Below are 20,023 nucleotides of genomic sequence, written 5' to 3' on the forward strand. Positions count from 1 at the left end.
CTCAGGGCGCCGAACGCTCTTCGGTCGCCTCGGCTTCGCCTTCGCGTTGCCGCAGTGCATACTCGGCTTCATAAGCCGCGGTGTGGCGGCGCTGCAGGCGCAGCCGGAAGGCGATGCCGAGGCAGAAGGCGCCGAAGCCCGCGAGGACCAGCGGCACCGGTTGGGCCAGCATGTCGACCTGGTAGAAGCCGCCATAAAGGGCGAGCGCCAGGGCCAGCAGCGAGACGGCGATCAGGCCATAGGTGAGGGTGGAGCCGTCAGGCTTGGGCGCGTAGCGCGTCGCCGCGGCGCGGGCATTGGCCTTGCGCAGTTTATCCGGCACGGGCGCGCCTCATCGGATGGACAGCCGGCGGCTGCCGGCAGGGCTCGAGCGGGCTCAGGGCTGCCGGTAGCGCAGCACGCGCGCCATCTCGGCGGCGGTGTCGCGCAGGCCGTTGGCCTTGTCGAGGATGTCCCGCGCCTGCTGGAGCGTCAGGCCAAAGGAGTTGGCGAGAAACCCGGCAGTATATTGCTGCTTGGGTTTGGTATCGTTCTGGTCGTCGCTCATCATGAGCTCCTTGGGTTGGTGTAGGGAATGGCGCCGGCCGAGAGCCGGGTTACTGGCCGACAGCTCGGCGCCACAGGCGCGGCGGCCCAAACACGCTGCGGACCACGCCGACCATGTCCTCCGGCAGAAATGGCTTGCCGAGCACCGGCACGTCCTCGAACTCCACCGGCAGGTCGTCATCCGCCGTGCAGAAGACGAAGGGGATCAGGCGGACGCGCAGCGACTGGGCGACCTGCAGCGCGGTATTGGTGCCGATGCAATAGTCGAGAACCGCCGCGTCGAAGGCGAGGTCGTCGATCAGGTGCAGGGCACCGGGGACCGCCTCGGCAAGGTGGACGACATAGCCGGCCTCGGTCAGGCAGGTTTCGATCAGCACCCCGGTTTGTGGGTCGTCCTCGAGGACGAGAATGCGCTTGGTCTGCTCGTCGCTCATCATTCATCCTCCTCGGGACCTGAGTGTCGAAAGACGCTTCGGCCGAAAGACTTGGGGGCGCTCAGTCTCCCAGCAGCCCCGGCGGCAGGGTGCCAGTGCGGAACAGCAGCTGCGGCTCGTCGTAGGTATCGGTTTCCTGATCGATATTGGCCGAGTAGGCCCAGACGCCGGCGCGGGTCGGCCCCATGCGTTCGGCAGCGGCAATGGCCGCCTCCGGGCTTCTGGCCGGCTGTGGCATATCGGGATCGAGCTTCCGCCCCTTGGCCCTGAAGCCCTGGACGAAATACATCGTGGTCATGGCGAAACCTCCTCGAGAAACGCTGCATTGCAGGCGGTTATGGCGGTGCGACCGCGCTCGGCGCGCACGCACCGGCTGCTTGGTCGCGACAGGCGACAAAGCGACAACGTTGCAAACGAGGGGGACCAGGATGGCCGGCGAGCCGGACGATCAGAGCCAACGATGGCTGTAACGTTGCTCCTATATGGCGGCCGACGTCGGTAAAAACAAGGCGATGCGGTTAAAATAAAGAAACCGACATAGGCAGGTATTTTTCCGACTAATCCTCGGATGTACAAGTATTTTATGACATATACGTGTCCTGCGGAATAGATTGGACATGGCGTCGACAAGGGCGCATGAATGACGAGCTTTCCGCTGCCCAAGCTGATGTGTCGACGGATGTCCCATGATTTCATGCGGCGTCGGGCAGACTAAGGATTTTCAAGTGCTTCTGGAGATTTACGCCACGGGAGACCGCGGTGGAGCACGGGCGTCCGGTCCATCCCTGATTGTCGCTGCCGATAACGTCGCGGCGCTGCCGCGCCACCCGACGGGCAAATCCTGGCGCTACCTCGCCACCATTTCGGACAGCGACGCGCTGCTTGCCTCCCGTCGCGAGATCATCGAGGCGGCGCTCCAAAGCCATGGCTACTTTGCCAGCCGGTGGGCGCTTGGTGTCCATGCACCGCGAGCCGCATCGCCGCGACCGGCGGGGCGGAACGGCAACGGCCTCGCCGGCCTCTGGCAACGCGCCGAGCTGGCATTCCGGCTGCCCGCCTGAACCTTACCACCCCTCAGATCCACCTCACCACGCACTCCGGTGCAGAAGGAGCCCGCTATGGCAAAAGGCCAGAAACACGGCAATCGCGAAGCCAAAAAGCCCAAGCAGCTGAAGCTTGTCCCCAAGGCTGCGCCGGGAGGCGGGCTGCTCGAGCGGGCGGCGCCCGGCGGATCGCCAGGAACCCGGAAGACGACTTAGGGGGCCTTGTTTCAAAGCCCCGACACGACGACCCAGTTCAGCTCAGGAGACGACCATGACCATGGAACTTGCATCCGTCAGGGTGGTCCGCAAACCCTGGGGCAAAACCGATCTGCGCCCGTGGAGCGAGTTCGGCCACGATGGCGCCGCGATCGGCGAACTGTGGTTCCAGCGCGCTGATAAGCTGGCGCCCGAGCCCAAGCTGCTGCTGAAGCTGCTGTTCACCGATGAGCCGCTATCGGTGCAGGTGCACCCGGACAACACCTTTGCCCGCGCCATCGGCCTGCCGCACGGCAAGACCGAGGCCTGGTACGTGCTCGCGGCCGACAAGGACGCGAAGGTGGCGTTGGGCCTCAGGCGCGAGCTGACGCGGCCGCAGCTGCGCGCCGCCATCGAGGACGGCTCGATCGTCGAGCTCATCCACTGGCAGGACGTCACGGTTGGAGAGGGGCTGCTGGTGCCGGCGGGCACCATCCACGCCATTGGCGGCGGGCTGGTGCTGGCTGAGATCCAGCAGCGCAGCGACGCGACCTTCCGGATGTTCGACCACGGCCGCCAGCGTGAGCTGCATCTCGACAGCGCGGTGGGAGCGGCAGTGGCCGGGCCCGCCATCGCCCAGTCCGCGCCGGTGCGGCTGTCGGAGGCCCGCAATGTCATGGCGCAAAGCGCCTATTTCGTCCTCGAAACCATCGAGCTGATGCCCAATTCGCATTGGGAGATCGATGCGAGCAGCGAAACCTGGGTGCTGATCCTCGAAGGCGAGGCGGCCTTCGACCTCACCCAGGTGGCGGCAGGCGAAGCGATGTTCCTCGAGGGGCATCGCGCCACCGTGCGCACCGCAGAACGCGGCGCCAAGGGGTTGATCGCCTACGCAGCCAACGCTCCGCTGCCGAACCTCCTGGTCGGCCGCAACGGCATCCCCATCGAGGTGATGGCCGAGCGCTTTCCCGAACTGGGGCTGGGCCGACAGATGAAAAAGCCGGGCGCGCCGGCGCGGCCATGGGGGATCCGCTCATGAGGCCGATCCACCGCGTCGCCTTTATCGGCAATTCGCTGCCGCGCCGCTGCGGCATCGCCACTTTCACCACCGATCTGCAACGGGCGCTGGCGGGCCGAACCCCTGATATCGAAACCTCGATCATCGCCATTACCGATGCGGGGCTGCACTACGATTATCCGCCGGAAGTCGGCTTCGAGGTGCGCCAGGAGGAGTTTGCCGATTATGCCGCGGCCGCCGATTTCATCAATGCGGGTGGCTTCGATGTCGTTTCGCTGCAGCACGAGTTCGGTATTTTCGGTGGTGAGGCCGGGGACTACATCCTCACCCTGCTCGAGCGGCTGACCGTGCCCGTGGTGACCACCCTCCACACCGTGCTGGCCGAACCGAGCGCGGCGCAGCGCCGGGTACTCGAGCAGATTCTCGCGCTCTCCGTCCGGGTCGTGGTGATGGCCGACAAAGGGCGCGAACTGCTGATCGGCAGCTATGGCGCGGCGGAAGCGCAGATCGAGGTGATCCCGCACGGCATCCCCGATGTCGCCTTCGTCGAGCCGGACGCTGCCAAGGCGCGGCTCGGCTTTGCCGGCAAGACGGTGATCCTGACGTTTGGCCTGCTCTCCCCCAACAAGGGGATCGAGGTGATGATCGACGCCATGCCGGCGGTGCTCGCGGCGCGGCCCGACGCCGTCTATGTGGTGCTCGGCGCCACCCACCCGACCCTGGTGCGTGAGCAGGGCGAGGCCTATCGCGAGAGCCTCGTCGCCCGCGCTGCGAGCCTCGGGATTGCCGAGCACGTGGTGTTCCTCAACCAGTTCGTCGACCGGCCGGCTTTGCTCGACCACATCTCGATGTGCGACGTCTATGTCACGCCCTACCTCAACGAGGCGCAGATGACCTCGGGGACGCTGGCCTACAGCTTCGGGCTCGGGCGGGCGGTGGTGTCGACGCCCTATTGGCATGCGCTCGAGCTGCTCGCCAAGGGCCGCGGGTGCCTGGTGCCGTTCGGTGATGCGGGCGCCATCGGCGCAGAGATCAGCGCATTGCTGAGCGACGAGCCGAGACGCCAGGCGATGCGGCGGCGGGCCTATGCCACCAGCCGCTCGATGACCTGGGAGCGGGTCGCCGATCGCTATGCGGCGAGCTTTGAGGAGATCCGCGAGCCGCAGCCGCGGCGCCAGTCGGTGCGGCTGCACCTCGTCACACCGGCCGATGACAGGCCTCGCCTGCCATCGCTGGCTCTCGGGCACCTAAGGGTGATGACCGACGACACCGGGCTCTACCAGCACGCCATCCACGCGGTGCCGGACCGGGCGCATGGCTATTGCGTCGACGACAATGCCCGCGGCCTGTTGCTGGCGAGCGCGCTCAACCTCAACCAGTCCGCCCGGCTGCCGGAGACGATGACGGCGACCTACGCTTCCTTCGTGCAATATGCCTTCAATCGCGACACCGGGCGCTTCCGCAACTTCATGTCGTTCGACCGGCGCTGGCTCGAGGAACAGGGCTCGGAGGATAGCCATGGCCGGACGCTGTGGGCGCTGGGCATGGCGGCGCGGGACGACGTCAGCACCTCGCGCCGAAGCTGGGCAGCGGAGCTGTTTGCCGCGGCCCTGCCGGTGGTCGAGGGGTTTGCCTCGCCGCGCGCCTGGGCTTTCACCTTGCTCGGCCTCAATGGCTACTGCCAGGTGCGCCCCGACGACGATTTCGCCACGCAGCTGCGGCTGCGCCTCGCCTACCGGCTGGTCGAGCTGCTGCGGCAGGTCGAAACGGCCGGCTGGGTGTGGTTCGAGGCGGGGCTCTCCTACGACAATGCACGCCTCTGCGAGGCGCTGATCCTCACCGGGCGCGCCACCGGGCTCACCGGCTATGTCGAGGCGGGGTTGCGCACCCTCGCCTGGTTGATGCAGCAGCAGACCAGCCCCGAAGGCCTGTTCAGGCCGGTCGGCACCGCAGGGTTTGCCGATGTGCGGCTGCCCCCAAAACCCTTCGACCAGCAACCGGTGGAAGCGGCAGCGACCATCGCGGCCTGCTTTGCGGCCTGGTCGCTCACCGGCAGCGCGCTCTGGCAGACGGGGGCGTCGCGGGCCTTTGGCTGGTTCCTCGGCCGCAACGACCTGGGGCTGCCGCTGATCGATGCCGAGACCGGGGCCTGTCGCGATGGCCTCCACCCCGATCGGGTCAACGAGAACCGCGGCGGCGAGTCGGTCGTCTCCTATCTGCTCAGCCTTTCCGACATGCAGCGCTTCGAGCGTGCCGGCACCACTCAACCCCACACGCTGGCGCTGTCGGGCGCCAGCCGAGACATGCACAGGTTTTCCCATCAGCAGTTCCGAGGCCGCCTTGTCGCCAGCGACATTCCTAAACCGGCAGGCACTCTACCTGCGCCCTGATCCGGCCCGGGTGATCGTCCGGCCATTCCGGCCGGCCACCGAGCCGAAGGATCTGAAGCCGACCGACAAGACGCGGGCCAACCACATCGTTGACCGCGTGCTGGGACTTGATGCCGAAACCACCGAACGGCAGCTGGCGGCCGTGCTCGAGAATTTCTCGGGGCGGCACCGGAACCTCCTCGCCACCTTCGAGGCGCGAGCCGACGAGATGGAGGAGGCGCTGGTCGCGCACCTGCCGTTCAGCGTGGCGCAGCGGCGCCTCGTCGGCTCCTACTTCGTGCACGAATATTCCTTCGAGGCCTCGGCTTTGTTCAATCCGAGCATCGTGGTGCATCCGGACCAGTCGTTGGCGCCGCCCGGCGGCCTGCGCTTCGTGTTGAGCCTGCGCGCCGTGGGCGAAGGGCACGTCTCGTCGCTGACTTTTCGGGCCGGCAGCATCGCCAGGGATGGCAGCGTCAGTATCGATCCGACCACGCGGCTCGCCGCCATGCCGCGCGCCACCGGGCTCGTCCCCTGGCCAGGCGACGCACCGGTCGAACTGGTGTTCAAGGCAGACGAGGATATCAGCGAGCGGGTCATCTTTCCGGTCACCGGCTGGCAGTCGAACGGCATCGAGGACGCCCGTTTCGTGCGCTTCGAGGATCGTGGCACGCACACTTACTACGCCACCTACACCGCCTATGACGGCCGGGCCATCCGTTCGGAACTGCTGCAAACCGACGACTTCGTCACCTTCCGTATGCACCCCCTTGGCGGCAGCGCCGCCCGCAACAAGGGCATGGCGCTGTTCCCGCGCAAACTCGATGGCCGCTACGCGATGATCGGCCGGCAGGACAACGAGAACCTCTACCTGATCTATTCCGACGACCTCCACACCTGGGATGGCGGGCAGCCGATCCTCAGGCCGGAATGGCCCTGGGAATTCGTGCAGATCGGCAACTGCGGCTCGCCGATCGAGCTCGACGAGGGCTGGCTGCTGTTCACGCACGGCGTCGGCCCGGTCCGCCGCTATGCCATCGGCGCGGCGCTGCTCGATAAGCGCGACCCGTCCAAGGTCATCGCCCGGTCGCGCGAGCCGCTGGTGCACCCCGATCCCCAGCAGCGCGAGGGCTATGTGCCCAACGTGGTCTATACTTGCGGCGCCATCCGCCACGGGCCAAGGATCATCCTGCCCTACGCGGTCTCGGACACCTTCTCCAACTTCGCTACCATCGGCATCGAGGCGCTGCTGGGGGCGATGGAGCCGCAATGAGCTCGACCGAACGGATCACCTTCCGGCACCCGTTCATGCTGCCTGGGCTCGATCGCCCGCACCAGCCCGGCACCTTCGATATCATCACCGAGCGCGAGACGCTGGATGTGTCGTGGCCGGCCTTCCGGCTGAGCATGACGCTCCTCCTCACCGAGGCGGGAGGCGTCGAGGCCGTGCCGGTGACGCGCGACGAACTCGACGCGGCGCTCAGGCGCGACAGCGAGCAGCAATAGTCGGCATATTGTATGCATTCGCCCGGACGGGGCCATGCACCCGTGCTAGTCTCGTCCACTTGCGCGCATTCCGCGCGCTCGTCTGACATAGATCGGACACTTCAAATGCAGATCCCGACTTGGTTGAAACCCGGCCTGATGGGCGCGGGTGCAGGCGCCATCGCCCTTGCCATCGTGGGCTTCAGCTGGGGAGGCTGGGTCACCGGCGGAGCGGCCCAGGATATGGCGAAGAAAGCCTCCAACGCCGCCGTCGCCTCTGCTCTCATCCCCTATTGTGTCGATCGAGCCGGCGCCGTCGACGCCGCAACAGTGCTGACCGAACTCAAGGGCGCCACCACCTATGCGCGCAAGGGCATCGTCGAGAAAGCCGGCTGGGCCACCCCGCTTGGCGCCGACAAGCCCAACACCGACCTGGCGCAAGCCTGCCAGCTGAAGCTCGCCGAAGCGTTCTAGGCTTCCCTGCCCTGCCGGGCCTGGGTCCGGCAGGGCAAGCAGCGGCTATCGGTGGCGGTGGCGATGGTGCAGATCCGGGTAGTGCGGATGGGCGTGCCGCAGTTCCCCGTGGCGGTGCCGGTGCGAGTGGGGCTCGGTCGCCGGACCATCGTGAGCATGCTGATGGTGCGCGTCATGGACATGAGCATGCTCATGCTCGAGCAGCTCGTGGATATGCTCGTGCTCATGCCGCTCCGCCAGGTGGAGCCATAGCCCGACCGCCATCAACACCCCGGCGACTGCGAACTGCACCGTCAGGGCCTCCTGAAAAACCATCAGCGAGATCAACGCCCCGATAAACGGAGCCAGCGAAAAGTAGGCCCCGGTCCGCGCAGTGCCGAGGTGACGCAGCGCCAGCATGAACATGACGAGGCTGACGCCAATGCCGAGGAAACCCGCCAGACCGCCCGCGACGAGAATTCTCGCAGCAGGCAACTGAGCGCCCAGCAGCAGCGCCAGGGCCAGGTTGGTGGCGCCGGCGGCAAGGCCCTTGATGGTCGCAATCTGGATGGGGTCGGCGGACGAGAGCTTGCGCGTGAGGTTATTGTCGATACCCCAGGCGAGGCAGGCCCCGGCGATCAGCAGCCCGCCGATGTCGAAGGATGCGTCCCGCCCCTGCCACGACAGCACCACCGCACCCGCGAGGATTGCCGCAGCGCCAAGCAGCAGCCTCCGGTCGACGTTCTCACGGAACACCAGCCACGCAATCCCCATGGTCATCAGACCCTCGAGGTTGAGCAGCAGCGACCCCGATGCCGCCGAGGTAAGCGACAGCCCGAACACCAGCAGCAGCGGCCCCAGCACACCACCGAACACGATGACGGCGACCAGCCACGGCAAGTCGGCCCGCCGAAGCGGCGCCTCCCTGCGCCCCAATCCGCTTGCCGCCCGAGCGAAATGGACGAGGCCGAGCCCAAGGCCGGCCCCGAGGTAAAGCACCCCCGCGAGCAACCAGGGATCCATCGCCCCGACCAGCAGCTTCGAAACCGGCGCCGACGCACCAAACAGGATTGCCGAGCCAAGCGCCAGGGGGACGCCGGGCCAGAGATGCGATGCGGGCTGTGACATGGCCAAACTATGCGCGTACAGCCGAAGCGCCGCAATCGGCCGTTAGTGCTACAGCGGCAACAGCATGGCCAGAAGCCCGAGGCCGCCCGCCGCTGGAGCTTGTCCCGGTCGAGACGACTGACATCGGCGAGCCGGTCGTCATTGTCGCCTTAACCGCCGACACGGACATCGACCTGGAACGAGCGCGCACGGCGCTCGAGACCGGCACGGCCTGGACCAGTATCCCCACGACCCGCGCCGAAACCAACCTCCTCGGCGTCAACCGCATCCTCAAGGAACTAGCCGTCGTCGCCTATACCGGCGCATTCATCACCTCGGGGTCGCGTTGCTGATACTGCAGCTGGCCCGCCAGGCCGGGCGCGCCGCGCCACCGAAATCGTGACGCGAATAGAACCGAGGCCATGCGCCCCGCAGGTTAAACCGTTTGACTCCGAATATGCATCATCATACATATGCACCATGATGCAACAAAGCATGTTCCAGACCTTGGCCGACCCGACGCGGCTTCGTATCGTCGAGGCGCTGGCCGGCGGCGAGCAGGCGGTGGGCGATCTGGTGCGGGCCGTCGACATCGACCAGTCCGGCGTTTCGCGGCACCTGCGGATCCTCGGCGAAGCCGGCTTCGTCGCGATGCGGCCTGATGGGGCGAGACGGCTCTACTCGCTCAGGCCCGAGCCGTTCCGGGCGATCGACGACTGGGTCGGCACCTATCGCAAGCTTTGGCAGGGCCGGCTCGATCGCTTCGACGCCGCCCTGGCGCGACGGCAGCAACCTGAGGGGCAGAACTGATGGTGGACGCCAGCGCGTTGGGCGCCGATAGCCTCAGGTTCGAGCGGGTTTACAGCGCTTCGATCGAGGACGTCTGGGCGCTGTGGACCACGAAAGAGGGGCTGGCGGAGTGGTTCGCGCCTGAAGGCATGCGTTTCGAGGTATCGACCCTGGAGCCCTGGGTCGGTGGGGCATTCGATCACGTGATGACCGCGGTGGGCGCCGAGCAGGTCGCCTACCTCGCCAACCTCAAGCGGCCGACGACGGCGTGGGTGAGCGGTCGCTTCATCGAGCTGGTCCGCCATCGGCGACTGCGCATCCGCTTCGACATCGACTTCGTCCCCGGCGTCGACTCCTATCCCTACGACATGCTGGTCGAGCTCCACGCCGAGGCCGGGCGGGTTCGGATGATCCTCACCGCCGATCGTCACCCCGACCCCGAGATGACCCGCGGCGCAACCATCGGACTGACCAGCCAGTTGCAGCGTTTCGAGCTGGCTGTCGCGGCCCGAACAACCAGGGAGCAACGACCCTAATGCGACCCCTCCTCTACTCCATCAACGTGACGCTCGATGGCTGCGTCGACCACAACGCCATACCGCCGGAGGGGCCGCGGCAGGAAGAGGCGCTGCGCGCCATCCACCGCAATGCCACCCAGAGCATCGCCCGGGCCGACGCCCTGCTGTTTGGGCGCGTCACCTACCAGATGATGGAGGGCGCGTGGCGGCTGGCAACGCGGACCTCGACGCCGCCCGAGTGGACCGAGCCCTTCGCCCGCACCATCGACGCGATGCAGAAACATGTCGTTTCGAGCACGCTCGACCGGGTCGATTGGAACGCGGAGCTGGTGCGCGGCGACCTGGCCGAGGCCGTCCTGAAGCTCAAGCAGCAGCCGGGCAAGGCGCTCTTCACCGGCGGCGTTAAGCTGCCGATGGCGCTGGCGGAATTGGGCCTGATCGACGAGTACGAATTCGTGCTGCAGCCCGGCATTGCCGGGCATGGCCCCACCTTGTTCGCCGGCCTCTCCAGATATGTCGAGCTGACGCCCATCGACCGCCGCGAGATCGGTGCAGGCATCGTGGCGCTGCGCTACGCCCCGAGACGCTAGGGCCGTCAGCTCGGCGAGCGCTTATCCGCGTCGGTACCATCGAGCTTCAACCCACCAGCTCATGCAGATATCGGTCGACGTGCGGCTTCCAGAGCGCCGGCTTGAACATCAGCGCATGCCCCATCGGCGCTGCCACGAACTCTCCCTGCCCGCCGGCTGAGACGAACCGTTCAAAGTTCCCGCGGCAGTGCCCGATGCTGTAATACTGATCGAAGCTGCCATGCAGCCAAAGCGTTGGAATGCCGCTCGGCGCGCCACGCTCGAACAGCATCGGGTTGACGCGTTCGTGGGTCGGGCAGCCCCGTCCCAGCCAGCCGCCATTGAAGTTGATGGCGCCGCGGCACGCACCTCGCCTCATCCCGGCATAGGCGATCGACAGGATGCCGCCGCGCGAGACGCCCCCGATGACCAGCTTGTCGCCGTCAACGTCAGGGCGATTGCGCAGGTGGTCGAGCACGGCGTCGACATCCTCGACGGCCCGCTCGAAGCCGGCGACCGCAATTGCCATGTCGCACGAATAGCCGGACCCGTCTGCAGCGAGCCCCTCGCCATAGACCCCGCCCGATTTCCCCCTGCCCCGGCGTTGCGGGAACACCGCCATCCATCCCTGCTCTGCGAAGTAGTTTGCGACCACGGCCGGAGCGACTGTCCTGGAATAGAGGGACCTGTTCTGCCCCCTGCCCGTCGAGCCGTGGTTGAACACCACCGTGGGGAACGGGCCTTCATCGCTGGGCCTCGCGACAACGACTTCCAGTCGGACGCCGGGCTCAGCGGAGGGGATGAAGCCCTTTTCAAATTTCATTGCGTCTGCCGCCCGAGGTGCATGCCTCGGTCGCAGCTAGCATTTCCTCCAGATCTCCGAAATGGGGGAGCCGCCTGTGGCGCATCGCAAGCTGCTCGGCGGACCGCTCTCGGCCCAAGCGGACGCCGGCTTGTGAGGCTGGGAACTCGTTGCCTTACTTGCTGGGGTTGGCGCCGGGCCCGAGGACGAACCACCAATGAGCGATCAGGCCGATGCCCCAGCCGAAAAGCGGCCAGACCACCCAGTAGGGTTCGCCCAGGGTGTAGTTGAGAACGGCGAGGAAAATCATGGTGGCGACGAAGACGAAGGTGTGGATCTGGAATGCCCGCTTCTGGTTCACTGGGCTCGACTGCATCATGGCGACCTCGGGGCTCGAGTTGATGCCACCATGATAGAGCGGCGCGCATCGTCGCTCTTTGCGCTGCTTGCCGCCGATCGGGCCGATATTGCTGACTTTGGCTTGCGGTAAGCCCCCGCTTGTCGCTCTCGAACGGCCGTGCCACTGATTTCGTCGCGGGACCCCGGGGGCGGGCGCCCTGGGGCAGACGGCGGAGGGACCAGCCGATGGCAGCAGAGCTAATGCCGGACGAGGCATCGCGCGCGACCGCGCGCGGCTGGTACGCCGTCACCATCCTTTGCCTCGCGCTGCTGGTGTCGTTCACCGATCGGCTGGTGATCAACCTGGTCGTCGATCCGATCCGCGCCGAGCTCGGCCTCACGGACTTCCAGATCAGCCTGCTGCAGGGCGCCGGCTTTGCCGTGATCTTTGCACTGGCGGGCCTCCCCAGTGGCCGGCTCGCCGATCGGGTCAACCGGCGCAACGTCATCGTCGCGGGGATCTCCCTGTGGTCGGCGGCGACGATCTGCTGTGGGCTGGCCGGCGATTTCTGGAGCTTCTTCATCGCGCGCGTCGGGGTGGGCCTCGGCGAAGCGGCGCTGATCCCGGCGGCCTCGTCACTGATCATCGACTGCTTTTCGGCCCGTCGGCGCGGCACGGCACTCGGCATCTTCTCGCTCGGGGCAACCTTCGGCACCGGCACGGCGCTGTTCGTCGGCGGGGTGCTGCTGAGCTGGAGTGCCGCCGGCTGGTTCGACGGCGTGCCGCTGATCGGTGGGCTGGCGCCCTGGCGGCAGCTGTTCGTGCTGGTGGGGATCCCCGGTTTTGCGCTGCTGCCGCTGCTGCTGCTGATCCGCGAACCGCGGCGTGGGCATAGTTCGGGGCTGCTGCCGCTTGGGGCGGTGGCGCGCCAGCTCGTGGCCGACAATGGCGCGGTGCTGCGCGTCTGCCTCGTCAAAGGGGCGCTCGGCATCGGCGACTACGCGCTGATTTCCTGGTTGCCGACGCTGCTACAACGTTCGCATGGCATGACGCCACTCGAGGCCGGCGGGCTCGTCGCGCTGTCGATCACCACTGGCGGCGTCATCGCCTCGGTGGCCGGTGGAGCGCTCTCCGATTGGTTCGCGCGGCGCTGGGGTATGCCGGCCCGCGTCGTGCTGCTGCTCGGCTGCTACGGCCTGACGCTGGTCGGCGCCGCGGCGATGTTCCTTGCCGGCAGCGGGCAACATGCGGCGCTCGCCTTCGGCATCTGGGCGCTCGGCTCGATCAGCGGCTACGTGATCGGCCATGTGGTGATGCAGGAAGGGGTGCCCAACGAGATGCGCGCCACCACCATCGCCCTGTCGCTGACCATCACCGCGCTGCTCGGCATCGGCCTGGGTCCGACGCTGGTGCCGCTGGTGGCCGGACAGCTCTTTGCCGGCGGGCTGCAGGCGGCGATGGCCAGCGTCGCCCTGGTCGCGGCGCTCTTGGCGCTGCTGATCGTGTGGCCCTCGATCCGGCGGGGGCTGCTGTATCTGCGGGCGGAGCGGGTGGCGGCCTGAAGCGAGCGGGGCTTTACCCCAACTCGCCAGCCACCAGCAGCCGGGCCCGCTGCACGTCTCCCGTGCCAAACCCCTCGGTGAAGCGGCCGAGCGTTGCGGCGAGTCCTGCCTCGGCGGCGGCGTCGCCGCCATGCAATCGGGTGAGCTTGACGAGGCTGGTGGCGGCGCGGAGTTCCCAGCCGAGCGCGTAGTCCCGCCGCGCCAGCTCGATCGCCTGCCGGTACAGCTCGGCGGCGCTCTCCCAGAGGTCGGGGGACTGGAAGCGGATGACGTTGCCCTTGATCCTCAGGATTTCGGGGATGCCGACGACCTGGCCGGTATCGCGGCAGATGGCGAGCGCCTCGTCGATGGCGGCGAGGCCGGCTTCGAGGTCGCCTTGCCGGGCCAGCGCCTCGCCAAAATTGGTGAGGTAGTTGGGGTAGCGCATGCGAAAGCCGCCGTCGCGCACTTCGGCGAGCGTATCGCGAAACGCACCCAGATCGATCGGGCGGCTGGTGTAGAGATCGAGGCGCGCCCCGCCGCCGGCGGCCATGGCTCGCCAGATCGTCAACCCGTGACGCGTCGCGTGATCGATGCCGCGCTGGAGAAAATGGCGCGCCCCGACATAGTCCCGGACATACATTGCGATGATCAGCGAGCCGTGCAGCAATGCCGAGCAGAGCGACACTGCGTAGTTGGAGGCTTCGGCATCAGCGAGCTGCTGCCGCGCCGTTTGAACCGCCTGGTCGGGGAAGCCCTGCAGCCACATCACCGTCGCCAACGCGCCGCGCGCGATGAGCCGCTGGTCGAACTCGAAGCGCATGGCGTCGGGGCGCTGGCCGGCAGCGAAGGGTTTGTGGGCGATGCCCTCGAGGCGGTGGCGCGCCGCGCCGAGCGCCCCCAGCCAGTGCAGCGCCGAGCCGGCCTGGGCGTCGGCATCGCCGGCCGCCGCCTGCTGGCCCTGGCCTTCGATCGCGCGGATGCGTTCCGACACGGCCATGGCGGCGCGGGAATCGCCGGTCCAGAGCTCATATTCGGAGAGCCCGCGCAGGCATTCGAGCTGCAGGCTGGTGTCGCCCAGTTCCTCGGCGAGGCCAAGCGCCCGGCTCAACGCGGCCTTCACCGCGAGCAGCGGTCCGCGCGAGTGCAGCAGCGTCGCGCCCAGCGTCAGGTTGAGCAGCAGCTCGTCGCGCGAGCTGCGATAGGGTGCCAGCCGCGGCTCGAGCGCGCGCTCGACGGCGATGCGGATTTCCTCAATCAGCGACAGCTGCTTGCCGAACGGGATCGCCGCAACGGTCAGCCGCACGCCCAGGCTGCGGGTCGCCGAACTGTCAAAGGTCCAGCGCAAGGCGGCGCGGATATCGTCCACCTTGCCGGCATAGCGGGTGAGCCAATCGGTGCGCGACAGCCGCTCGATATCGGCCTCGGCGGCGCTGAGCAGAACGATGCAGTGTTCGGCGAGGCGGCGGCGCACCACGTCGATCTCGCCGCTCTCGGCGAGCTTTTCGAGCGCATAGGCGCGGGTGGAATCGAGCTGGCGATATGCGATGGCACTGTCATGCACCTCGGCCGTCACCAGCGATTTGGCGACGAGTCGGCCAAGATCGCGCGTCACCACCGGCCGGTCGACGTCGATGGCGATGCCGCAGGCGGAATTGAGGCTGAAGCTGGCTTGAAACACCGATAGTCGGCGCATCAGCTTTTGCTCGGAAGCCGAGAGCAGGTGATAGCTCCAGTCGATGGTGGCGAGTAGGGTGCGATGCCGTTCGGGGCCGCCGCGCCGCCCCTCCAGCAAGCTGAACCGATCTTCAAGCGCCTGCAGCACGCCGGTGACACCGAGCGCCTCGACATGCGGCGCGGCGAGTTCGATGGCGAGGGCGAGGCCATCGAGCCGGCGGCAGATTTCGGCGGCGATGGGCGCGTCGCTGTCGGTGAGCGCAAAGGCTTCGTTGCCATCGACGGCGCGATCGACGAACAGCTGGATGGCCGGAAAGTCCAGCGCCTCGGCGGCGGTGAGCGGCGCCGCGGTGGGAGCAGCGAGGCCGGGCAGACGGCGCACCCGCTCACCCTGGACGCGCAAGGGCTCGCGGCTGGTGGCGAGAATGGCAGTACCGACGCTTTCAGCGAGGATGCGATCGGCCACGGCCGCAACGCCATCGACGAGGTGCTCGCAGCTGTCGAGCAGCAGCAGCAGGTCGCGCTCGCGCAGATATTGGCACAAGGCTTCGAGCATGTTGGCCGAGTGGGCGCTCAATCCGATGGCGGTGGCGATGGCATTGGGGATGAGCAGCGGGTCGACCAGCGGCGACAGATCAACCAGCCAGACACCGTCACGGTGCCGCGCCAGCTCGCCTTCCCCCACGGCCAGCGCCACCGTGGTTTTGCCGATGCCACCGGGGCCGACCAGCGACACCAGGCGCGCCTCGGCGAGATCGCGATGCGTCGCCTCGATCACCGCGCGGCGCCCGACGATGCGGGTGGTGGGGGTCGGCAGGTTGCTCGTCCGCGTGACGGCGCCGGGCAGCGCGCCGGCGTCGGAGGCTGCCTCGGAAACGACGGCAGCGACGAAGCGGTAGCCGCGGCCGATGACGGTGGCGACGTATTGCGCCCCGTCCGGCGCATCGCCCAGGGCGCGGCGCAGCGCGTTCATGTTGACCTTAAGGTTGCTCTCCTCGACGAACAGTGTCGGCCAGACCAGCGCCATCAGCTCGCGCTTGCCGACCACCTCATCCGAGCGCGCGACCAGCACAGCGAGAATATCGAAGGCGCGGCTGCCGATCCGTACCGGCACCCCGTCGCGCAGCAGCAGGCGCCGCTGCGGCAGCAGCCGAAACGGTCCGAACCTGTAAGTCCGGTCAGCCTTGCCTCGTGGACTATCGCCCATCGCGTACCCTCGCCCCCCAGGCGCCACCCCCGGGCGAACCTGCGTTCGGCGCCGAATTAACCGCGCTTAACTCGCCCACGCGGGGGACATGAGCAAAGTTGCGGCGTTCGTTCAAGCGAGGCGGATCGCGTGCCCATGACATCGTCCCCTGAGACCGCAGCGCCGCCGCCGGGCAGCAACAGGCTCACCGGCATGGCGAGTTGGACGGGGCTGCAGGTCGAGCATCGGCAGATCGGGCCGGGGTCCCATCGCTGCGATCGGCCCGAAATGACCGAACTCGCCTATATCCTTTCGGGCCGCTCGCGCATCCGGCGGCACGCCGATGGGCCGTTGCAGGAAGGGCTGGCGCTGCCCGGCACCAGCTGGTTGACGCCCTCGGGCACCGCGGAAAAGCTGCTCGAATTCGATGGCGAGGTCGAATGCCTGATCCTCTACCTGCCGGCAAAGCTGCTCGAGGATAGCGCGCTGCGTGACCACGACATCGATCCGGGCCAGGCGGAGATCGCCTATGCCGGCGGCTTTGCCGACCCGACGCTGTCGCAGATCGGCCTTGCCCTCCGCGACCTGATCGAGCGGCCAAGCCAGCCGGTCGATCGGCTGTTCGCCGATGGCTTGCGCACCGCGCTCGCCGCCCACCTCGTCGGCAACTACCGGGCCGATCGCTGGCAGCCGGCGGAGCGCCAGCCTACGCTCGAGCCGCGGCGGTTGAGGCGCGTGCTCGACTATATCGAGGCGCGGCTCAGCGAGGCCATTTCGCTCGACGACCTGGCGAGCCAAGCCTGCCTCAGCCCGTTCCACTTCGCCCGGCTGTTCCGCCGGGCCACGGGCCTGGCGCCGCACCAATACCTGACCGAGCGGCGCATCCGCGGCGCCCAGCAGCTGATCGTCGGCGGCGGCACTTCGCTGGCCGAAGTTGCGCTCGACAGCGGCTTTGGCTCACAGGCCAGTTTCTGCCGGGCGTTTCGCAAGGCGACCGGCGTCAGCCCCACCGCCTATCGCGACCTCCACCGCCGCCGGCCGGTGCTGGAGAGCTGAACGGCAATTTCGGTCAATAGCTCGGCAAGAACCGGAAATATCGAAGGACAGGTCTCTGCTCAGCTGAGGGTGTCGCAGCAAGCGGCAAATCGAAGCCAGGGAGAGTTTCCATGTCGATCAAGACTGCCGTCGCCGCCGCTGCGTTTGGCGCCGCCATCATGGTGCCTGCCGTACACGCGGCTGATAATCTCAGCGTCGTGCTGGTGCACGGCGCCTGGGCCAACGGTTCCAGCTGGTCCGAGCTGGTGCCGCTGCTGCAACAGCGCGGCCTCCACGTTATCGCCGTGCACAACCCTGCCTCCTCGTTCGAGGCCGATGTCGCCGCCACCCGGCGGGTCATCGACGATCAGCCGGGCGAGGTGATCCTTGTCGGCCATTCCTATGGCGGCGCGGTCATCACCGAGGCGGGCAACAGCGACAAGGTGGTCGGGCTGGTCTATGTCGCCGCCTTCGCGCCCGAGGTCGGCCAATCGGTCAACGCCATCGTCAGCGCGGCGCCCGAGCCGCCGCCGTGGCAGGGCGAGATCCATGCCGACGCGCAGGGCTGGCTCACCTGGTCGGCCGCCGGCATGGCCAAGTATTTCGCGCCCGACATCGCCCCCGAAGCCGCGGCGCTGCTCGCCGCTACCCAGGCGCCGCTGTTCTCGGGTGCCTTCGACGGACAGGTGACCGCCGCCGCGTTCAGCAGCAAGCCCAGTTGGTACGTGATCGCCGACAACGACCAGATCATCCCGCCCGGGCTGCAGCAGATGTTCGCCGACACCATGAAGGCGACGAGTGTGCATGTGGCGTCGAGCCATGTGCCGATGCTGTCTCACCCGCAGGTGGTGGCAGACGCCATCCTCGCGGCGGTGGCTGGCGCCCAGTAGCGCGCGGCGCCCCGGCCGGCGACATCGCCTCCCCCCGGTATCGCCGGCCATCCTCCACCAAGTCAGGAGCACCAAAGTGTCCGTCATCGATGACGCCGGCCCCGCCATCGCGGTGGCTGCACCCCCTGCCCGCCGCCGGCTGAGCTTGCTGGCGCTGGCGCTCGGCACGTTCTCAATCGGCACCACCGAGTTCGCCAGCATGGGAATGATCCAGCTGTTCTCGGCCGAACTCGGCATCGACATTCCGTTGGCCACTCACGCCATCACTGCCTATGCGGTGGGCGTGGTGATCGGTGCGCCGGCTTTGACGCTGGTGGCAGCCCGTCTCAATCGGCGCACCCTGCTTCTGGCGCTGATCTGCATCTTCGTCATCGGCAACGTGCTCTCGGCAATCGCGAGCAACCTCGAGCTGTTCATCGCCGCCCGCTTCATCACCGGCTTGCCGCAAGGCGCCTATTTCGGCGCCGGGGCGCTTGTCGCCTCCCATGTGGTAGGCGCCGGCCATGCCGGGCGAGCCTTTGCCATCGTCATGGCTGGGTTGACCGTCGCCACCATTTTCGGTTCGCCGATTGCGACCTTTCTCGGCCAGAGCATCGGTTGGCGGCAGACCTATCTCGCCATCGCCGCCCTGGGCGGCGTGTCGCTCCTGTCGCTGTGGCTGCACGTGCCGCGCAGCGCGGCGCTCAACGGCGCTTCGGTGGTGCACGAGCTGCATGGGCTGGCAAAGCCCAAGGTGTGGTTGATGATGGGGGTGGCGGCGCTCGGCATTTCCAGCATTTTTGCCGTCTATACCTTCATCGGTCCGTTCGTCACCGACCTGTTGCTGCTGTCGCCGCAGACCATCCCGCTGGCACTGGGGTTGTTCGGCATCGGCATGATGCTGGGCAACCTTTATGGCGGGCGCCTGGCCGATCGCTACCCCGATCGCGGTATCGTCGCCGGCTACGGCGTCACCCTCGCCGTCCTGGTCGCCATGGGAGTTTTCGGCGGCACCGCCTGGGTGCTGTTCGCTGGCCTGTTCGGCGTCGGCGCGGCGATGATGGCCGCCATCCCGACCATCCAGGTCCGCCTCGTCGCCCTCGCACCGGAATCGCCGACGCTGATGGGCGCGATGAACCTCGCTTCGCTCAACGTGGCCAATGCCCTGGGCGCCTGGGCTGGCGGCATGACCATCGGAGCCGGCTTTGGCCTCTTGTCCACCATCTGGGCCGGCTTCGCCCTCACCGTCACGGGGCTGCTGCTGTTCATCGCGACCATGGTTCGACGAGCCCCACACACCCGACGCCAGTCTCGACTGGGCTAGCGCTCGCTTCGAGACGGGCCGCTCGTGGCGCATTGCAACCTGCTTCGGAGGACCGCTCTTGGCCCAAAGTGGACGTTATCGTCGCGAGGTGCTCGGCTTGAAAGTGGCGGGCGGTCTGGGAGTCACTGGCGCGACCTGGCATAGGTCGATCGAAGTTTGGTGGCTTCGAACACGTAGTAGCCCCCGATCTCGTTGACCCGACAGCCGCCGAAGATCGCGCCGAGCTTGTTGCGGTACCAGTCGCGTCTCTTCGTGACCATCCACATCGTCCCACCCAGGACCAAGCGGTTGAAGCCCTTCTCGATGAAGTGTTTCGGAACGGAGAAATCGACATGGTAGGGCGGGTTCGAGATGATCTTGGTGAACCCACTCTCCCGCGTGCCCCTTAAGCCATCTGACAACCCCACCGTCACATTGGGTACGCCATTGGCATCCGCGTTGCGGCGGGCGATCGCCACAGCGGTCGGATCGTTGTCGACCATGAGCACTTGCGCGGGCGAAACGTGGTGGGCCGCCAGGATGCCCACGAGGCCATAGCCGCACCCGAGGTCGAGAACCTTGTCTTTTGGATCGAACGTGATCAGCGAGAGCATCGCCAGTGTACCAGCATCCGCCCATTGCGGAGAAAAGAGGCCAGGTTCCGTCTGCAGTCGCAGCGTCACCGCGCCGATAGTCACTACCAACATCGTCATCCCCTCAAATGGTTTTTGAGTGGGACCAGTG

General features: G+C 67.3%; 23 protein-coding genes. 14 read left to right on the top strand and 9 right to left on the bottom strand.

The window, feature by feature from the left end:
• Position 1 precedes the first annotated feature (1 nt).
• The 4 genes from ASC89_RS21510 to ASC89_RS21520 all read right to left on the bottom strand — a co-directional run bounded on the left by ASC89_RS21510 (position 2) and on the right by ASC89_RS21520 (position 1,278).
• Positions 2-322: a hypothetical protein gene (locus ASC89_RS21510; RefSeq protein WP_055883703.1), complete on the bottom strand. Its 321-nt coding sequence runs from the start codon at positions 320-322 to the stop codon at positions 2-4.
• A gap of 54 nt (positions 323-376) precedes the next feature.
• Positions 377-547: a hypothetical protein gene (locus ASC89_RS28545; protein WP_156384709.1), complete on the bottom strand. Its 171-nt coding sequence runs from the start codon at positions 545-547 to the stop codon at positions 377-379.
• Positions 548-596: 49 nt separating this feature from the next.
• Positions 597-980, bottom strand: a complete 384-nt coding sequence (locus tag ASC89_RS21515) for a response regulator (RefSeq protein ID WP_162247978.1) — start codon at positions 978-980, stop codon at positions 597-599.
• A 61-nt stretch (positions 981-1,041) separates the two neighbouring features.
• A complete protein-coding gene (locus ASC89_RS21520; protein ID WP_055883708.1) occupies positions 1,042-1,278 on the bottom strand; it encodes a hypothetical protein in 237 nt (78 codons plus the stop codon).
• Positions 1,279-1,705: 427 nt separating this feature from the next.
• Here ASC89_RS21520 and ASC89_RS21525 point away from each other — a divergent pair, with 427 nt between their 5' ends.
• The 6 genes from ASC89_RS21525 (at position 1,706) to ASC89_RS21550 (ending at position 7,564) form a co-directional block, all read left to right on the top strand.
• On the top strand, positions 1,706-2,041 hold the full coding sequence (locus ASC89_RS21525; RefSeq protein WP_156384710.1) for a hypothetical protein: 336 nt from the start codon (positions 1,706-1,708) through the stop codon (positions 2,039-2,041).
• A 253-nt stretch (positions 2,042-2,294) separates the two neighbouring features.
• A complete protein-coding gene (locus ASC89_RS21530) occupies positions 2,295-3,257 on the top strand; it encodes a class I mannose-6-phosphate isomerase (RefSeq protein WP_082533512.1) in 963 nt (320 codons plus the stop codon).
• On the top strand, positions 3,254-5,626 hold the full coding sequence (locus tag ASC89_RS21535; RefSeq protein ID WP_056001996.1) for a glycosyltransferase family 4 protein: 2,373 nt from the start codon (positions 3,254-3,256) through the stop codon (positions 5,624-5,626). The genes ASC89_RS21530 and ASC89_RS21535 overlap by 4 nt, the downstream gene beginning before the upstream one ends.
• Entirely contained in the window at positions 5,577-6,878 is a 1,302-nt protein-coding gene (locus ASC89_RS21540) for a glycoside hydrolase family 130 protein (RefSeq protein ID WP_056001999.1), read from the top strand. Before ASC89_RS21535 ends, ASC89_RS21540 begins: the two co-directional genes overlap by 50 nt.
• Positions 6,875-7,111 (top strand): hypothetical protein, encoded by a 237-nt coding sequence (locus tag ASC89_RS21545; protein ID WP_056001617.1) that lies wholly within the window; start codon positions 6,875-6,877, stop codon positions 7,109-7,111. Before ASC89_RS21540 ends, ASC89_RS21545 begins: the two co-directional genes overlap by 4 nt.
• A 105-nt stretch (positions 7,112-7,216) precedes the next feature.
• A complete protein-coding gene (locus ASC89_RS21550; RefSeq protein ID WP_055883715.1) occupies positions 7,217-7,564 on the top strand; it encodes a hypothetical protein in 348 nt (115 codons plus the stop codon).
• Positions 7,565-7,609: 45 nt separating this feature from the next.
• Here the strand turns inward: ASC89_RS21550 and ASC89_RS21555 are convergent, their stop codons facing one another.
• Complete coding sequence (locus tag ASC89_RS21555) at positions 7,610-8,671, bottom strand: DMT family transporter (protein ID WP_056001620.1); 1,062 nt, start codon at positions 8,669-8,671, stop codon at positions 7,610-7,612.
• On the opposite strand from ASC89_RS21555, the gene ASC89_RS21560 reads away from it, so the two are divergent.
• The 4 genes from ASC89_RS21560 (at position 8,656) to ASC89_RS21575 (ending at position 10,547) form a co-directional block, all read left to right on the top strand.
• On the top strand, positions 8,656-9,003 hold the full coding sequence (locus ASC89_RS21560) for a hypothetical protein (protein ID WP_156384711.1): 348 nt from the start codon (positions 8,656-8,658) through the stop codon (positions 9,001-9,003). The two genes, ASC89_RS21555 and ASC89_RS21560, sit on opposite strands and share 16 nt — an antisense overlap.
• Before the next feature lie 142 nt (positions 9,004-9,145).
• A complete protein-coding gene (locus ASC89_RS21565; protein WP_244488510.1) occupies positions 9,146-9,460 on the top strand; it encodes a helix-turn-helix transcriptional regulator in 315 nt (104 codons plus the stop codon).
• Positions 9,460-9,975, top strand: a complete 516-nt coding sequence (locus ASC89_RS21570) for an SRPBCC domain-containing protein (RefSeq protein ID WP_056001626.1) — start codon at positions 9,460-9,462, stop codon at positions 9,973-9,975. Before ASC89_RS21565 ends, ASC89_RS21570 begins: the two co-directional genes overlap by 1 nt.
• The gene (locus ASC89_RS21575; protein WP_056001629.1) at positions 9,975-10,547 is read left to right on the top strand and encodes a dihydrofolate reductase family protein; all 573 of its coding nucleotides are present in this window, start codon (positions 9,975-9,977) and stop codon (positions 10,545-10,547) included. The genes ASC89_RS21570 and ASC89_RS21575 overlap by 1 nt, the downstream gene beginning before the upstream one ends.
• Before the next feature lie 46 nt (positions 10,548-10,593).
• Here ASC89_RS21575 and ASC89_RS21580 read toward each other — a convergent pair whose 3' ends face one another.
• Both ASC89_RS21580 and ASC89_RS21585 read right to left on the bottom strand, forming a co-directional pair.
• Positions 10,594-11,349: a dienelactone hydrolase family protein gene (locus tag ASC89_RS21580; RefSeq protein WP_056001632.1), complete on the bottom strand. Its 756-nt coding sequence runs from the start codon at positions 11,347-11,349 to the stop codon at positions 10,594-10,596.
• A 154-nt stretch (positions 11,350-11,503) separates the two neighbouring features.
• Positions 11,504-11,707, bottom strand: a complete 204-nt coding sequence (locus tag ASC89_RS21585) for a 2TM domain-containing protein (protein WP_056001635.1) — start codon at positions 11,705-11,707, stop codon at positions 11,504-11,506.
• 206 nt (positions 11,708-11,913) lie between these two features.
• Here ASC89_RS21585 and ASC89_RS21590 point away from each other — a divergent pair, with 206 nt between their 5' ends.
• Complete coding sequence (locus ASC89_RS21590) at positions 11,914-13,230, top strand: MFS transporter (RefSeq protein WP_200940468.1); 1,317 nt, start codon at positions 11,914-11,916, stop codon at positions 13,228-13,230.
• 13 nt (positions 13,231-13,243) lie between these two features.
• Here ASC89_RS21590 and ASC89_RS21595 read toward each other — a convergent pair whose 3' ends face one another.
• Positions 13,244-16,093 carry a winged helix-turn-helix domain-containing protein gene (locus ASC89_RS21595; RefSeq protein WP_056001641.1) on the bottom strand — a complete coding sequence of 950 codons (2,850 nt, stop codon included), beginning with the start codon at positions 16,091-16,093 and terminating at the stop codon, positions 13,244-13,246.
• A 135-nt stretch (positions 16,094-16,228) separates the two neighbouring features.
• Here ASC89_RS21595 and ASC89_RS21600 point away from each other — a divergent pair, with 135 nt between their 5' ends.
• From ASC89_RS21600 to ASC89_RS21610, 3 genes are all read left to right on the top strand, one after another.
• Complete coding sequence (locus ASC89_RS21600) at positions 16,229-17,128, top strand: AraC family transcriptional regulator (protein WP_056001644.1); 900 nt, start codon at positions 16,229-16,231, stop codon at positions 17,126-17,128.
• 110 nt (positions 17,129-17,238) lie between these two features.
• A complete protein-coding gene (locus tag ASC89_RS21605; protein WP_055883742.1) occupies positions 17,239-17,997 on the top strand; it encodes an alpha/beta fold hydrolase in 759 nt (252 codons plus the stop codon).
• Between the two features lie 85 nt (positions 17,998-18,082).
• A complete protein-coding gene (locus tag ASC89_RS21610) occupies positions 18,083-19,300 on the top strand; it encodes an MFS transporter (protein ID WP_244488522.1) in 1,218 nt (405 codons plus the stop codon).
• Between the two features lie 122 nt (positions 19,301-19,422).
• Here ASC89_RS21610 and ASC89_RS21615 read toward each other — a convergent pair whose 3' ends face one another.
• On the bottom strand, positions 19,423-19,986 hold the full coding sequence (locus ASC89_RS21615) for a class I SAM-dependent methyltransferase (protein WP_156384713.1): 564 nt from the start codon (positions 19,984-19,986) through the stop codon (positions 19,423-19,425).
• Positions 19,987-20,023 lie beyond the last annotated feature (37 nt).

Origin of the sequence: Devosia sp. Root413D1 (genome assembly GCF_001425235.1) — a bacterium.
In the GTDB taxonomy this organism is placed as follows: Bacteria; Pseudomonadota; Alphaproteobacteria; order Rhizobiales; family Devosiaceae; genus Devosia_A.

Bases quoted from the DNA above. Each gene is read 5' to 3' on its own strand.
- ASC89_RS21545 (WP_056001617.1), top strand. From the start codon at position 6,875: ATGAGCTCGACCGAACGGATCACCTTCCGGCACCCGTTCATGCTGCCT.
- ASC89_RS21600 (WP_056001644.1), top strand. From the start codon at position 16,229: ATGACATCGTCCCCTGAGACCGCAGCGCCGCCGCCGGGCAGCAACAGG.
- ASC89_RS21615 (WP_156384713.1), bottom strand. From the start codon at position 19,986: ATGTTGGTAGTGACTATCGGCGCGGTGACGCTGCGACTGCAGACGGAA.
- ASC89_RS21560 (WP_156384711.1), top strand. From the start codon at position 8,656: ATGCGGGCTGTGACATGGCCAAACTATGCGCGTACAGCCGAAGCGCCG.
- ASC89_RS21565 (WP_244488510.1), top strand. From the start codon at position 9,146: ATGTTCCAGACCTTGGCCGACCCGACGCGGCTTCGTATCGTCGAGGCG.
- ASC89_RS21605 (WP_055883742.1), top strand. From the start codon at position 17,239: ATGTCGATCAAGACTGCCGTCGCCGCCGCTGCGTTTGGCGCCGCCATC.
- ASC89_RS21530 (WP_082533512.1), top strand. From the start codon at position 2,295: ATGACCATGGAACTTGCATCCGTCAGGGTGGTCCGCAAACCCTGGGGC.
- ASC89_RS21550 (WP_055883715.1), top strand. From the start codon at position 7,217: ATGCAGATCCCGACTTGGTTGAAACCCGGCCTGATGGGCGCGGGTGCA.
- ASC89_RS21535 (WP_056001996.1), top strand. From the start codon at position 3,254: ATGAGGCCGATCCACCGCGTCGCCTTTATCGGCAATTCGCTGCCGCGC.
- ASC89_RS21520 (WP_055883708.1), bottom strand. From the start codon at position 1,278: ATGACCACGATGTATTTCGTCCAGGGCTTCAGGGCCAAGGGGCGGAAG.
- ASC89_RS21515 (WP_162247978.1), bottom strand. From the start codon at position 980: ATGAGCGACGAGCAGACCAAGCGCATTCTCGTCCTCGAGGACGACCCA.
- ASC89_RS21595 (WP_056001641.1), bottom strand. From the start codon at position 16,093: ATGGGCGATAGTCCACGAGGCAAGGCTGACCGGACTTACAGGTTCGGA.
- ASC89_RS21570 (WP_056001626.1), top strand. From the start codon at position 9,460: ATGGTGGACGCCAGCGCGTTGGGCGCCGATAGCCTCAGGTTCGAGCGG.
- ASC89_RS21580 (WP_056001632.1), bottom strand. From the start codon at position 11,349: ATGAAATTTGAAAAGGGCTTCATCCCCTCCGCTGAGCCCGGCGTCCGA.
- ASC89_RS21590 (WP_200940468.1), top strand. From the start codon at position 11,914: ATGGCAGCAGAGCTAATGCCGGACGAGGCATCGCGCGCGACCGCGCGC.
- ASC89_RS28545 (WP_156384709.1), bottom strand. From the start codon at position 547: ATGAGCGACGACCAGAACGATACCAAACCCAAGCAGCAATATACTGCC.
- ASC89_RS21585 (WP_056001635.1), bottom strand. From the start codon at position 11,707: ATGATGCAGTCGAGCCCAGTGAACCAGAAGCGGGCATTCCAGATCCAC.
- ASC89_RS21575 (WP_056001629.1), top strand. From the start codon at position 9,975: ATGCGACCCCTCCTCTACTCCATCAACGTGACGCTCGATGGCTGCGTC.
- ASC89_RS21555 (WP_056001620.1), bottom strand. From the start codon at position 8,671: ATGTCACAGCCCGCATCGCATCTCTGGCCCGGCGTCCCCCTGGCGCTT.